The sequence below is a fragment of the Planctobacterium sp. AWH2_060 genome (genome assembly GCF_056158425.1).
The window spans coordinates 2,102,783-2,116,935 of record NZ_JBSWTG010000001.1 but is presented as its reverse complement, the minus strand read 5'-3'; the positions used below and the strand labels follow the sequence as shown (position 1 = coordinate 2,116,935).

The 14,153-nt window shown below is 45.3% G+C and carries 9 protein-coding genes; 4 read left to right on the top strand and 5 right to left on the bottom strand.

What is annotated here, in order from left to right:
• Window positions 1-13: 13 nt before the first annotated feature.
• The 4 genes from ACXAD8_RS09060 to tsaA form a co-directional block, all read right to left on the bottom strand.
• Window positions 14-1,750, bottom strand: coding sequence for a FecR family protein (locus tag ACXAD8_RS09060; protein ID WP_475227507.1), 1,737 nt, complete (start codon window positions 1,748-1,750; stop codon window positions 14-16).
• Between the two features lie 169 nt (window positions 1,751-1,919).
• A complete protein-coding gene (locus ACXAD8_RS09055; protein WP_475227505.1) occupies window positions 1,920-3,317 on the bottom strand; it encodes a hypothetical protein in 1,398 nt (465 codons plus the stop codon).
• Window positions 3,318-3,398: 81 nt separating this feature from the next.
• The gene (locus ACXAD8_RS09050) at window positions 3,399-5,108 is read right to left on the bottom strand and encodes a proline--tRNA ligase (protein ID WP_475227503.1); all 1,710 of its coding nucleotides are present in this window, start codon (window positions 5,106-5,108) and stop codon (window positions 3,399-3,401) included.
• A gap of 384 nt (window positions 5,109-5,492) precedes the next feature.
• A complete protein-coding gene (gene tsaA / locus ACXAD8_RS09045) occupies window positions 5,493-6,236 on the bottom strand; it encodes a tRNA (N6-threonylcarbamoyladenosine(37)-N6)-methyltransferase TrmO (protein ID WP_475227500.1) in 744 nt (247 codons plus the stop codon).
• A gap of 127 nt (window positions 6,237-6,363) precedes the next feature.
• Between tsaA and ACXAD8_RS09040 the strand changes: the two genes are divergently transcribed.
• From ACXAD8_RS09040 to ACXAD8_RS09025, 4 genes are read left to right on the top strand one after another with little or no spacing between them, the layout of a single operon-like run.
• Window positions 6,364-7,287: an ABC transporter ATP-binding protein gene (locus ACXAD8_RS09040; RefSeq protein ID WP_475227498.1), complete on the top strand. Its 924-nt coding sequence runs from the start codon at window positions 6,364-6,366 to the stop codon at window positions 7,285-7,287.
• Window positions 7,287-8,021: an ABC transporter permease subunit gene (locus ACXAD8_RS09035; RefSeq protein WP_475227497.1), complete on the top strand. Its 735-nt coding sequence runs from the start codon at window positions 7,287-7,289 to the stop codon at window positions 8,019-8,021. The genes ACXAD8_RS09040 and ACXAD8_RS09035 overlap by 1 nt, the downstream gene beginning before the upstream one ends.
• Window positions 8,021-9,859, top strand: coding sequence for a GldG family protein (locus tag ACXAD8_RS09030; RefSeq protein WP_475227494.1), 1,839 nt, complete (start codon window positions 8,021-8,023; stop codon window positions 9,857-9,859). Before ACXAD8_RS09035 ends, ACXAD8_RS09030 begins: the two co-directional genes overlap by 1 nt.
• 1 nt (window position 9,860) lies before the next feature.
• Entirely contained in the window at window positions 9,861-10,862 is a 1,002-nt protein-coding gene (locus ACXAD8_RS09025; protein WP_475227493.1) for a DUF4340 domain-containing protein, read from the top strand.
• A gap of 779 nt (window positions 10,863-11,641) precedes the next feature.
• Here the strand turns inward: ACXAD8_RS09025 and ACXAD8_RS09020 are convergent.
• Window positions 11,642-14,152, bottom strand: coding sequence for a PilZ domain-containing protein (locus ACXAD8_RS09020; RefSeq protein WP_475227491.1), 2,511 nt, complete (start codon window positions 14,150-14,152; stop codon window positions 11,642-11,644).
• Window position 14,153 lies beyond the last annotated feature (1 nt).

Sequence of the window (14,153 nt, the reverse complement as noted above, 5' to 3'; positions counted from 1 at the left end):
TTACCACCCTTCATTATTCCCTTATCAAGAAATTGCCGCTGACTCTGTTGCTACCCTGAGACAAGCTAAAGTTTCCATTTAATACATCACCTTCATTCGCAAAAAAGGCGGAAATATCACCTGAGCCTACTCTTACCGAATTTGGCACACCTGGTTGGCCATAGGTAACATGTGTCATATCTAATTCCAGATCTGACTCGACAATAACGCCCTGAAAAGCAGCATCCCAATTACCACCATTATCTTCCACTGATAAACTACCTTCGCTAAAAGACGTATCAAAGTTAACACCAATACTTACGTTGAGATTTCGCGGACTCTGATTGCCTGATAAAGAGCTACTGATGAGGGTAGAGTAGGTGGCCGAGCCAGTTCTGGCGGCGATAATTTCTGGCGCCACTCTCGTATTGTTATCTATTACCTGTTCTATCTCTTCATCTCTGAGTTGTTCAGTTTCATCATTCAGGGGAGAGGTTTCATCGCCCAATCCGGTAGTTTCCGTTTCTGTATTAGTATCCAGAGTCGGCGTTGTGTCTGTTCCAACATCTAAGGAGCCGGTGTCTGTTCCTGTATCGGCTGGTGAACTACCGGTACCTTGCTGATTGGTATCACCTGCCGTTCCGCTGCCCTGGCCGGTTGTTTGTTGCGAGCCAGTTGAACTACTCTCTTCGGAGCCACCGGTATTTTCACTTGTACTGTCACCAGTGTCGCTACTGGTATCTGTGTCAGACGAGTCAGAGCCAGTAGTACTGTCTGCGCTATCAGATTCTTCATTAGTGCTATCACTACCACTTTGAGAATCGTCACTTTCGTCAGACTCATTGGAACTATCAGATTGGTCAGAGTCATCCGAGTCGTTAGAGTCATCCGAGTCATCCGAGTCATCCGAGTCATCCGAGTCATCAGAGTTATCCGAGTCATCCGAGTCATCAGAGTCATCCGAGTCATCAGAGTCATCTGAGTCATCTGAATCATCTGAGTCATCTGAATCATCTGAGTCGTCTGAGTCATCTGAATCATCTGAGTCGTCTGAGTCGTCTGAGTCGTCTGAGTCGTCTGAGTCGTCTGAGTCGTCTGAGTCGTCTGAGTCGTCTGAGTCATCCGAATCTTCTTCCTCTTCGTCGTTGGGATCAGATGAATGACCTTCCGAAAAGTTTTCTGGTGGCTCCAGTAATTCTGTGACTTCACCGTTTTCGTCAATTTGCGCAAAAGCGAAGTCTTCGCCTTCTCCCAAAGAAACCTCGGTACTGCCACCACCCGTGTCTACATTGACGTCGATAGCACCATCCCAGACAGCCAGAAAAACATCGCCTTCGATGATTTCAATCTCGTAATGGGTGCCGCGTATACCAATGGAGCCAACTGGTGTTTTCAGCTCGTATTGACCATTGTTGGATTTAATGGCTCCGGTTACCGAACGTAATCCACCTTCTACTAACTCTAAAACGGCAGAGTTACCTTCCTGGTTTTCCTGGTATTGATATTCTGAGATGAGTAACGTGGTATTTTCTTTAAGCGCCAGTAAGGTACCGTCGGTCATGCGAAACTGGGCTTTACTTTTTTCTGCCGTAGTGACGGTATCGACGTTATAAATGGGGGCACGGCGTTTTAGTTTACGTTGTGCCTCGGCTTCTTCATAAGCCTTTACATCGCCCCGGGCAATCATGGTTTTTCCTGCCGGGCTGAGTGCCAGTGCAGGATTAGTAGTGAAACACAATGAAAGGGCTACTAACGATAATTTAAAACGCATGCGTTGAATCTCATATTTATATCCAAAACCTTATCTGTTCTATTTACAAACAGGCCGGTGGTTTTGGTCTGGCTATAAGTATAGTTTCGGATAATCTGTCATTAACTCAAATAACATTACCTGTAATCATGAATCAGTTCACAGAATTAGCTATCCGTCACTCCTTAATTTAAAAACTTCGGGTAACCGATATCCCGGCCGTGGTTCTGTCGTAACCATAGAATTCGACACTGCTATCTTTATCCGTAAAGCTAAGCGAGCCTGAAACTTTCCATTTGCTGTTAATTAAATAATCAACATTGAGCAAAGCGGTGAAGCTTTCTTCTTCGCGCAATACGCCAATAGCCGGGTTGATACCGTCATGTTCTATGTCCTGATAGCTGCTGCTGGCAATAATTAGCCATTTATTACTCAACGGATAAACAAAAGTATAGCTTAGGATCCAGAAGTCTTTACCGTTGCTGATACTTACGGGGGTATCTTGTTTGCCGTCATCATCGCCATAACCCAGCTCGAACATATGAATCTTCTCGCCTTGCCAGGTAAATCGGGTGCGATAGGCATATTGGTGAATATCCTGATCGTCATTACTGTTAACGTTAACTGAGGTATAACTTACGCCCCATAACCACTGCCATTTATCGCTTAACTGCCAGGTGGCGTCTAGTGCCACACCGTAGGCACCGCGATAAAACTCGCCATCTAAAATCATAGGTTGTGCATAGCCGGAAAGATTAACCAGTGCCCCCCAGTATTCATCATTGTAACTACCTGTAAGACTGAGAATTTCCCGATCTAATTGTGTCAGCGCTTGATATCGGGTATTGGCGTAACTGGCATTAAAGCTTATTCCACTTTTCTGGCTGAGTTTGCGGTTATAAACATAATTTAGCGCCACGTCTGCGGTATGATCGCTTTGCTCCAGACTGGATTCGTCCAGTCCTCCAATAATTGGGAAAAAGGGACTCTCTACAGGGATACTATTCAGGTTGTCCAATGTTGTTCCGCTGTTAGCATTGGAGTCATAGCCATAGCCCAGCTTCAGATTAACCGCGTGATTAACAACGGATTTTTCTTTGAGTTCGGTAATGCGCTCCAGATACTCTCTGACTTTGGCTGCATCTGCCGGTTTTAATTCTTCCTGTAATAACTTGGTGAGTTCTTTTTGTGCGGCTCCCAGGTTTTTAACCTGAAAATAGCTGAAGGCCAGGTACAAACGGGCTAACAGTACATCAGGTTTAACGATTAGCACTCGTTCAAAAGCAAAAACAGCTTCCTGAAAGTGGCCTGCGCCATAAGCCGCTTGCCCGGCGAGTAAATCATAGCCGGGCTCGCCACCCCAATCGGCCATTAAATCGTTTGCCAGCTCGAATGCTGGTTGAAATTGCTTTTGCTTAATGAGGCTTTGCAATTGCGCGATTTTGGCGTCTAAGGGTTTATTTGCGTTGGCTGAGGGGGAGAGAGAGGCGGTTTGCCCGCTGCTTTGAGCGTTGACGGAATTGCTGGTTACCCCCAATACCGTCAATAGGAAGTAGATTTTTAGAGCTGTGGGAGAAGTAAGTGACATTTCTTACGTCCTTTTATCATTATTCTCTTTAAAATAACTCACCGGGAACAGCCCAAATCAACCGGTGAGTTTCCTTTAATTTTAGTTCAGCAGTTCCTTCAGAAAATCTTCCAGACCTGCCAGGTCCACCAGTTGTTTTTCACCTGTGCGGCGATTCTTATATTCGCACTTGCCTTCATCCAGGTTTCTTTCACCGATAATGATGGCATGGGGAATACCCAGCAATTCCATATCGGCAAACATCACACCAGGTCGCTCTTTTCTGTCATCAAACAAAACCTGCTCACTGAGAGTATCAAGTTTTGCATATAACCCCTCAGCGGCTTCCTGAATGCGATGGGATTTGTGCATGTTCATAGGAATTATAGCCAATTTAAACGGAGCGATGGCTTCTGGCCAAATAATTCCATATTTATCATGATTTTGTTCGATGGCTGCAGCCACAATTCGGGACACCCCAATACCATAACAACCCATTGTTAAGGTTTCGTGTTTGCCGCTTTCGGTTAGCACTCCACAATGCATCGCTTCACTGTATTTTTTGCCTAACTGGAATATGTGACCTACCTCAATACCGCGTTTTATCTCAATGGTTCCTTTTCCATCCGGAGATACATCACCGGCCACAACGTTGCGAATATCGGCTATTTGGCTATTCTCCACCTGATCCCAAGTTGCACCGTTAAAATGAAAGCCAGTTTCATTGGCACCACAAACAAAATGCTGCAACGCTGCGGCGCTGCGATCCACGATAACCGGAATGCTCAAACCAACCGGACCTACAGATCCTGTCTCGGCACCGCACAATTCTTGTACTTCGGCATCACTGGCAAACAGCATTTCACCAGACCAAGGCAGGGCCTTGCTGGCTTTGATATCATTTAACTGGTGATCACCACGCAGGCACAAAGCTGCAAAGTGAGCGGTATCTTCATTCACCACTTTGACAATCAGGGTTTTAACGCAACTCTCCGCCGATACCTGTAAGGCTTCGCTGACGGCCTCGATGGTTTTGATATCTGGAGTAGCCACTTTAGTTTGTTGTTGTGCGGCATCTGATTGGGTTTCAACCACTCCAGCTTCGGCCATTTCCACATTGGCCGCAAAATCTGATTCGCTGCTGAAAGCGATGGCATCTTCACCGGATTCGGCTAACACATGAAACTCATGAGAGACACTGCCTCCGATAGAGCCTGTGTCAGCAATAACGGCACGATAATCTAAACCCATGCGCTCAAAGATACGGCAATAGGCATCGTACATTTTCTGATAAGTTTCAGATAAACAGTCTTGCGTCAGGTGAAAGGAGTAGGCATCTTTCATGGTGAATTCGCGGCCGCGCATGATTCCGAAACGGGGTCTGACTTCATCGCGAAACTTAGTTTGGATCTGATACAGATTTAGGGGTAACTGCTTGTAACTGGAAACTTCCGTTTTAACCAGGTCGGTGATCACTTCTTCATGAGTGGGGCCCAGCACAAAATCCCGTTGATGGCGGTCTTTAATGCGCAGTAGTTCAGGGCCGTAGTCTTCCCAACGACCAGATTCCTGCCATAAATCTGCAGGCTGCACTACTGGCATCAGTACTTCTACCGCACCGGCTCTGTTCATTTCTTCTCGAACAATTTGAGCAACGTTATTTAGTACCCGCAACCCAGTGGGTAGCCAGGTGTAAAGTCCAGAGGCCAGTTTTCGAACCAGGCCCGCTCTGAGCATTAGCTGATGGCTGATAACTTCTGCATCGGCCGGTGTTTCTTTTTGCGTGGAAAGTAGATATTGGCTGGTACGCATTGATGTAGTTTTTTCCTGTACTCAGTCTTTTGTGCCATTCGCTGTCGTTAAACAGGTGGTCACAAAAACAATTAAAACAAAAATGGACAAAATTCCGCTTAGTTTACCAGAGCAACCCAAGGTTCCTAGTAAAAATATGCGCTTATACCCAAATCACCTCAAGATACTGTTTCAGAGCTATCACAGCGCTTTCAGTACAAGGCGCATGTGAGAAGGAATGTCGGCTACCTTTCAAACACATGCAACACAGTAATGGAAGTGCTGTGTAGCTCCCGAAGGGCGTGGCTAAAAAACGTTTATACTGCATTAAAATGACTTGACGTGAGAGCAACCATGCCTACGTCATTTTTACTTGTCTAAACGTTTTTTATCTCACGCTGAAAGCTAGCATCTTGAGGTGATTTGGGTATAAAGTGGCTTAACCTCAAATATCTCGATATTGCCGTGCTGAACATGCCAGCGAAAATTTAAACCGTTGAAATGCGTGCCATACTGATTGTGATCTTCTGGAGCTTGTTTTCGATAGGCGGGGCGTGGATCCTGAGCTAACACTTCGCTAATTTGAGACCTCAATTGTTCCGGTTGGGGACTGAATTGTTGAAGTTGCTGTTGCGCCGTCTCAGAAAAACCAACACTGATCATTTCAGGCTTTTCGCTGGCAAATCCTCCCTGGGCATCGGATATTGAGTCCACATAGGGAACATAGGGTTTGATATCGTAAATCGGAGTCCCATCCACTAAATCTAAACCACTGACATTCAGTGTTACCTGATCCGAATTTACCTCCACCGAAATCAGGGATACTACCGACATACCAAAGCCATTCGGTCGGAAACTGCTGCGGGTGGCAAAGACCCCGAGCTTTTTATTGCCGCCTAATCTTGGGGGACGAACCTGGGCGCGCCAGCCTTGCTGCAGATTTTGATGAAACCGAAACAACAACCAGATATGGCTAAATTCCTCAATGCCCGCAAAAGCCTCAGGTACTCCATAGGGTTGCTCAATAACAACCTGACTTATTACCGAAGGTGTCAGATTGGGTTGCCTGGGGACGGCAAATTTTTCATGGAATGGCGATACCACTTTGCCTATAGGTTCAATCGGAAAATTTTGATGTTCTAAGGTCATGAAAAAAATCTAATAAATTTGTCAGGCAAATGTTAACACGCTCGACTTTTTTGCTTGAATTTTTTTCCGCTAACGCCATATCTTCCTCTGATTTTTTATCAAGGTACAAAATCCGTTAGGGAATATCATGATTTCAGTAAAAAATATAACTAAGAGGTTTGCTGATTTTACCGCGGTTAATCAGCTTTCATTTGATGTCAGTCCCGGAGAAGTGGTGGGATTTTTAGGTCCAAACGGCGCGGGAAAATCCACCAGTATGAAGATGATCACCGGATTCTTGTCTCCCGATGAGGGCGATATCCTTGTCAATGGTCACTCAGTGTTAACTGAACCGGGCAAGGTACAGGCGCAAATCGGCTATCTGCCAGAAGGCGCTCCAGCCTATGGAGATATGTCGGTACTGGCATTCTTGCGTTTTATCGCTGAGGTGCGCCAGATCCCGGCTACACAGTTAAGTTCTCGCATAGCCGACGTGGTAGCAAAAGTGGAGTTGCAATCGGTATTAGACAAGTCCATTGAAACCTTGTCCAAAGGCTTTAAACGCAGAGTGGGGCTGGCTCAGGCCTTGATACATGATCCCGCTATTTTAATTTTGGATGAACCTACTGATGGTTTAGATCCCAATCAAAAACACCAAGTCAGAAATCTTATCAAAAATCTTGCTAAAGATAAGATTGTCATTATCTCTACCCACATTTTAGAAGAGGTAACCGCGGTATGTAATCGCGTGGTGATTATTGCTAATGGCAGTAAGTGCTTTGATGATACGCCACAAGACTTGTTGCAAAACTCTCGCTACTATCGCGCCATAAATCTTTCATTAGACAAAGCCATTGGCAACAACATCGAGCAAGCGATTCCACAGGGAATTCGTTGGGAAAAAGGTGGTGATGACAAAAAACTGGTGTTGTTCCCGCAAGAACAGGAAATTCATCTGCACACATTGGAATCCCATTTTTCTGAACAGGGCTATCAAATTGAACAAATGTTCGTAGAAGCAGGGCGCCTGGATGAAGTATTCAGAACTATCACCCTCAAGGAGGCCAGATAATGAATATGGTTAATGTCTTATTTAAGCGCGAGTTTGCCAGCTTTTTCGCTACCCCTGTGGCCTATGTGTTTATATTAATTTTCCTGATGTTGTCTGGCGTATTTACTTTTTACATCGGAAATTTTTATGAACGCGGACAGGCGGATTTATTACCTTTCTTTAACTTTCATCCCTGGTTGTATCTGTTTTTAGTTCCGGCAATGGCCATGCGCACCTGGTCGGAAGAACGGAAATCAGGCAGCATTGAATTGCTAATGACACTTCCGGTGACCACTTTGCAAGTGACTTTGGCAAAGTTTCTGGCGGCCTGGGCGGTTCTGGGGTTGTCTCTTTTGCTAACTTTTCCACTGTGGCTGACAGTAAATTATCTAGGACAACCTGATAATGGCATTATTCTGGCGGCCTATATTGGCAGTTGGTTGATGTCAGGTGCTTACCTGGCAATAGGCATTTGCATGTCGGCTTTAACCAAAAGCCAGGTAATTGCTTTTATTTTATCCGTCGTTATCTGTTTCCTGTTTGTATTGAGTGGCTCTGGTGTGGTGCTTGACGCATTTCAGGGCTGGTTACCCGCATTTATGGTGGACACTATCGCTTCATTCAGCTTTTTGGCTCATTTTGAAAGCATGTCTAAAGGCGTATTGGCGTTAGATAACATTATGTATTTTTGTATCAGTATCGGGATCTGGTTATTTGCCAGCCTGGTAATTATTGAACAAAAGAAGGCGGACTAATGAAAATTTCAAATACACTAACTTATGTACTGCTGGCCGTATTGTTCTTTGCTTTGGTGTTATTGAGCAATCAATTATTTAAAAGCGCCAGAATTGATTTAACCGAAAACCAGGTTTATTCGTTATCTGAGGGCAGCAAAGCCATTCTGACCCAGATTGATGAACCGATTAATCTGTATTTTTTCTTCTCTGATAAGGCCTCAGAAGGCTTAACCACTATCCGTAACTATGCTGATCGGGTGGAAAGTCTGCTAAAAGAATATGAATCAGCCGCAAATGGCAAGATTAAGTTGCATCTGATTGACCCTGAGCCTTTCTCTGAAGCTGAGGATCAGGCCAACGATTATGGCTTGACCGCTGCATCAGCGGGAATGGGGATGGACCCAATCTATCTGGGGTTAGCTGGTACTAATGCTTTGGATGACGAGAAGGTTATTGGCTTTTTTGATCCTCAAAAAGAACAGTTTCTGGAATATGAACTGAGTCAGTTGATCTACGAATTGAGTGAACCGGAGCCGGTGAAAGTGGGACTCATCAGTGGCCTGTCCATGACTGGTGGGCAAAACCCTATGACCGGCCAATTTGATCCGCCCTGGACCATTTATGAGCAAATTCAACAGCTCTATGATGTTGAAACCATTGACGCCAGTTCAGATAATTTACCGGAAAACTTAGATGTGTTGATGCTCATTCATCCCAAAGAGCTGTCGGATAATCTGCTTTACGCCATAGATCAGTTTGCCCTGAAAGGTGGCAAAGTACTGGCTTTTGTGGATAGTCATCACGAATCGGATCCTATGGCAGCGATGTCCGGTATGGCTGGAGCGAATGGTTCTGATATCAACAAGTTGTTGCAGCCATGGGGTGTAGAGGTAAGCAACAACGATGTGGTGCTGGATGCGGCATTAGGTCTGGATATTCGCACTCAGACTGGTGGCGTGGCAAAGCATCTTGGTTTTGTAGGTCTGCAAAAAGGTCAGTTTGATGCTGAGGATGTTACCACGGCCAACCTGGACTCTATAAATGGTGCCTCATTTGCTGCAATCCAGTTGCTGCCGGATGCCACTACGGATATTCAGCCTTTGTTGTCATCCAGCGAATACGCAGCCCCCGGCAATGCCATGTCGTATGCCATGACTCGCGATCCGGAACAGTTTTTTGAGCAATACGACCAGGCACAGAGCGGCGTGAAAGTATTGGCTGTGCGTATCAGTGGTGCAGCGGGTTCTGCCTATGACGAAAAGCCTGAAGGGCTGGAAACCGATAAAGAATTTGTAGAACAAGGTGAGCAGCTCAATGTCATCCTGGTGGCCGATACGGATTTATTATCGGACCGTTTCTGGGTAAATAAGGCTAATTTCTTCGGGCAAACCATCGCGACTCCCTTTGCTGATAATGGCGCCTTTGTCACCAACGCCATTGAAAACTTAGGCGGGAACAATGCTTTGATCAGTATTCGTAGCCGAGGCACTTTTGCCAGACCTTTTGACAAGGTTGAGGCTTTGACTGTGCAAGCCGAAGCAAAATTCCGCGAGCAAGAGCAGGCGTTAGAAGCGCAACTGGCAGAAACTGAACAACAATTAGCGGAACTGCAAACCGGCAGTGGTGAAGAAGGATTGCTGGTGTTAAATGCAGAGCAACAGGCGGCAATTGATAGCTTTATGGATAAGAAAATTGAGATCCGCAAAGCTCTCAGAGATGTGCGCCATCAACTGGATAAAGATATTGAACAACTGGGTACTCAATTGAAGTTAATTAATATCATTGTTGCGCCTATTTTGTTGGTTTTTGTGGTTTTTGGTTTACGTCGCACATTTCGTGTAAAAGGAGTGGCCTGATATGACAAAGTCTAATCTGATCATCGCATTATTGGCCGGGATCGCGATTGTCGTTGGCTGGTTATTAAGCTCGGGTGACAGACAAAGTGAATTTGAAAGCCAATTACTGTTTCCTGATTTGCAAGCCAGTATTGATATGGTGGATGCGATATCGGTAGAAACTGCATCAGGAGTATTGTTGCAAGCCAGCAAACAGGATGGGCAATGGGTAGCCGAAAACAAAGCCGGCTTTCCGTTGGAAAAGGACAAAGTCGTCCGGCTGTTAAACAGTCTGGTGACTGCACAGTTGGATAGCGCCAAAACCGCTAAAGCGGAAAACTTTGCGAGGCTGGGGTTAACCGATATTGCTGAGCAGGACAGCTCCGCACGCTTGGTGTCAATTAGCTCGGCAGACTCTAAGTGGCAGGTGCTATTGGGGGATTCGGCTTCATCAGGTAGTGGCATATATTTGCGTCATCCAGAGCAAATGCAAACCTGGTTGAGTCGAACCGATGTAGAATTGCCGGCTGATGAATTCGCCTGGTTTAACAAGCAATTGTTAGCGTTGGACAAAGAACAGGTGCAAGGGATTAGTCGCAAAGACCATTGGCAAATCGCGTTGCAACAAGCAGAGCAAGAAGAAGCCGGTGATAGCTGGGTTTTACAACAGCAACCACAGGACAGGGCGCTACAGTATGATTCGATCCTGGCAAATTCCATCGATGATATTCTGAACCTCAGGTTTCAGTCATTACATCAACAACGCCCATTGCAGACGGATGATTTGGCTTTGGTCTCCGAGGTTCTCATTAATACCCGTTCTGATGATGAAATTTCATTACACCTTTACGAAGATGAAGAGCAGCATCTGGTAATAGTAAATACACCAGATGCTGAGTCAGTGCAGAATCAATGGGTATTTGAAGTTTCGTCTTTTTATGCTGACCGGTTAAAGCGGGAATTAGATTATTTTCTGGAGCCGGTAGAAGAGCCGGAAACCAGCGAAGCGGAATCGACTCCCTGAGCGAAATAGTGTTTGAGTAATCTGTAAGCCGATGCATTAGCATCGGCTTTGTTGTATATGGGATTCAGGGCAAGATAGCGAATGATTTTCGAGCGGCACATGGGCATTGCCTAACCGTAGCCAAAACTTAATTATTTTGGCTACGTCCTGTTTTATGGCGTCTGGCTCAAAATCGAAAAAAATCTCCTCCATAACGGGAGGAATTTATACATCGAACTTAAACATGACACCCATTCAAACTCTGTTGATTTACCAGTCTTTGTATTGTTCGAAGTCCGGTCAAATCAGGCCCATTCACGAGATAAGGCTAAAGTGCAGATAAAACCGGAAGATTGGCTGTAGGTTCGAATTCATTCGAACAGCGATGGTTGAATTTGGTAGCGGTGTCTGAATAAATTCAGACCTACAGGCTTATGTTTTCTAGCGCCATGGGCAAAAGGGGGGATTGGGGGAGCGCCCCTAAGAAAAATCATATCAGAGCGCCGTACTGTCCATGTGATACAGCTGCAAAATTCTGACACTGTCGTTTGGAATGACGATTATTGCTTCTGAAAAATCGGCATTTGCTATATCCCTGATACCTTTCATCGTTGTTTAAGCTGATATCGCAGTTTATTGCGCGCAAAGGGAGATTAGGTTCAGCACTCCAAACAACTACTGGTGTAATCGAACCTGTAAACGAGTCTGTTTTGCTTTTTCTTTAAATAAATATTTTTGATTTTGGACATTGTGGTCACTAAATGAGCATTAATGCTTTCGCCCTGATATCGGCTTAGCTCCTACTCAGCGAGAAGGATGTTCTTGTCCAGCGCTTGGTTTTGCTGGATGTGTTGATCGGTAAAGCCGTACCGACGCATTACCTCATCGGTAATATCCACAATGTCACCAGCACCACAAATATTCCACAGTTCTTCTTCTACTTCTTTAGCTTTGTGGGCCGCGTAAACCGAGACGTAACCCAACTCGGTGCGCAGTATGTCCTGGTCAGGGCGGCCGGTGCGGGATACGAATACCTTCATAGCGTAAAATACGCCAACGGACATGGCTTCGACAATAAAGGCCCGTCTGGCGTGATCGTCTTTGAACTGGTCGGTAAACTGGGTGCGTATAGTGTCTTCTTCTTTTATGGCGTCTGGTTCAAAAGCCACAAAAATCTCTTCCATCACCGGCGGTGCTTTGGGATTCAGCTCTTTTAATAAATCGTATATGCGCCGTGAATAATCCCCGCTGGCGGCAAATAATGCCCGGCTGTTGAGAGTGTTTTCTTGTTCAACACCAAAAGACAACAGGTTTTTTAATCTGGAGTGGCTACTGGGAGCCGTCATAGCATGGGGCAACATGGCGGCACCACTTTTAATGATGTAATAGCCAATGTTCAACACGTTTGAACAATAGATATTTCTCAAGGCTTCTCCCATACCCGGGATCCCTTCGTGCTCGGTATCGCTTTTGAGTTTATTTTTATTGTTCTTCAGTAGCTCGGTAAAAAAGATTTGACCCGGATGCGGGATTTGCTCCGATTCCTGATGAATTTTCAGATTAATAATGGACTTATCTTTGGAAATATTGCGCACTTCATAAGGCAATTCTTTCAGTGGGATCTGCTTGGTCATGCGTTGCAGCTCCGGAAACGCCACATCTACAATCGAAAACGGTACACCTTCAAAAGTGTTTTTTAGTTCCAGGCTTAACCCGCTGGGTGAGACATCTTCGGTAACCCCTTCCAATTCCCGTTCGTTGAAGGTAACCACAACTTTGGAACGCAACTGGTAGCGGGACTCTGCCCGCAGGTTTTGGTATTTAAAGCGGTACAGGGCCACCGGCTCAATGGTTTCGTTTTTATCGTGTGCGAAGTTTTTCAGTGCCGGAAGGTGCTTGTCCACTAACTGCCTGCGCTGATATGCCTGATTACTCATCGAATCTGTGATATTGGTGATCAGTACCACATGGCTAAGCTTGTTCAGGGCCGACATCAATCTGGGGGCCGGGGGCGAGTTTTGTTCTTTTACACTTTCCCCTACCGAATCAGGCAACGAAAGCGGTCGGTAACATTGCTCCGGCTGAATGTTGGTCATCTGTATTTTAAAAACCCGCCAACTGGCTTTTTTGGAGCCGAAGGCAAAAAATACATCCTGCAAGGCTTTTTTCTGGCGCAACTCACTGTGGGTTGCAGAATAGAAAAACACCTGACCGGATTCGTAGTGATTAAAGCTATACAGATAGGCTTCTTTTAGCGGACTTTCATAAATGGCTTTCAGCCTTTTAGGGGTCAACGCCTGACTGATAAGCAACTGATTGGTGTCGTCTACCCAATAAAACACATTGTCTTTATTATTGTCATTGGTAAGTACGAAACGGCACTGTAAGTTGTTACCTATACTTTCGACAAATACCGGAATAGAGCAAAAGTAAGGCACATAATATTGTTCAAAACTCTTACTGCGGATGGCGTGCAAAGTATTGTCGATATTGACTTTGTAGCGACGTTTATTGCCCTGAATAAAGCGTCGTAAAAATTCATCAAATTGCACGTCTGGCGACCGGATGTCACGCTTTAGAGCAATATGGTATTCGTGGTCGATTTTCTCCGCTTTTACTACCTGATAACGGATACCATTTTTGCGATCAAGAGAAAACTCCACTTCAAGGCCACGGAAAAACACCGCCATTTGCTCACCTACCACAAACGCGTGATCGGTGACCGCTTTGACTTTAACACCACTGACCGACATATCAATGGTGTTGGCTTTAATGATTTTAGGACCGGCCTGTAATTCCACTCTGACCGCAAAATTCATGCGTTCTTCGCTACGGTGGGCGGTCTTGGAAAACTCAAAAGAGGGCACCAGATATTTATCTGGCGAATCATCGTCTTCTTCTACGTAGTAGTCTGTTTCACCAAAGGGGTTGTCTTCTGTGGGTGTTGTGGCGGCGGCAAGGCTGTTTTTCTGAAACCGATCCACTTCCTCCATAACGGCTTCATACACGCCAACAGTGTATTGGCCAAAGGCGCGTATCTGGCGTTCAAATACGTCCTGCGCAGAGGCACTTAGGTAATGGATTATCTTTTCGTTTTCGAAAGGTTGGCATTCAGACCCGTCAATCTTGCGCATATCAATGGCGATTTTACAGGGACGGGCCTGACGCTTTAATTCCAGTTTTAAAATATGTTTGTGAGGACGGGGCAGGGCCTTTGCCGTTTCTTCTACAATCTGATTAAAATCAGGCTCATAAACTACTGGTTTAAGTTGCTCAATGATGTCTTTAAATGGTTCAAGTTCATGACTCATT

Coding starts and splice junctions, on each gene's coding strand:
- ACXAD8_RS09060 (WP_475227507.1), bottom strand. CDS start 1,750: ATGCGTTTTAAATTATCGTTAGTAGCCCTTTCATTGTGTTTCACTACT.
- ACXAD8_RS09055 (WP_475227505.1), bottom strand. CDS start 3,317: ATGTCACTTACTTCTCCCACAGCTCTAAAAATCTACTTCCTATTGACG.
- ACXAD8_RS09050 (WP_475227503.1), bottom strand. CDS start 5,108: ATGCGTACCAGCCAATATCTACTTTCCACGCAAAAAGAAACACCGGCC.
- tsaA (WP_475227500.1), bottom strand. CDS start 6,236: ATGACCTTAGAACATCAAAATTTTCCGATTGAACCTATAGGCAAAGTG.
- ACXAD8_RS09040 (WP_475227498.1), top strand. CDS start 6,364: ATGATTTCAGTAAAAAATATAACTAAGAGGTTTGCTGATTTTACCGCG.
- ACXAD8_RS09035 (WP_475227497.1), top strand. CDS start 7,287: ATGAATATGGTTAATGTCTTATTTAAGCGCGAGTTTGCCAGCTTTTTC.
- ACXAD8_RS09030 (WP_475227494.1), top strand. CDS start 8,021: ATGAAAATTTCAAATACACTAACTTATGTACTGCTGGCCGTATTGTTC.
- ACXAD8_RS09025 (WP_475227493.1), top strand. CDS start 9,861: ATGACAAAGTCTAATCTGATCATCGCATTATTGGCCGGGATCGCGATT.
- ACXAD8_RS09020 (WP_475227491.1), bottom strand. CDS start 14,152: ATGAGTCATGAACTTGAACCATTTAAAGACATCATTGAGCAACTTAAA.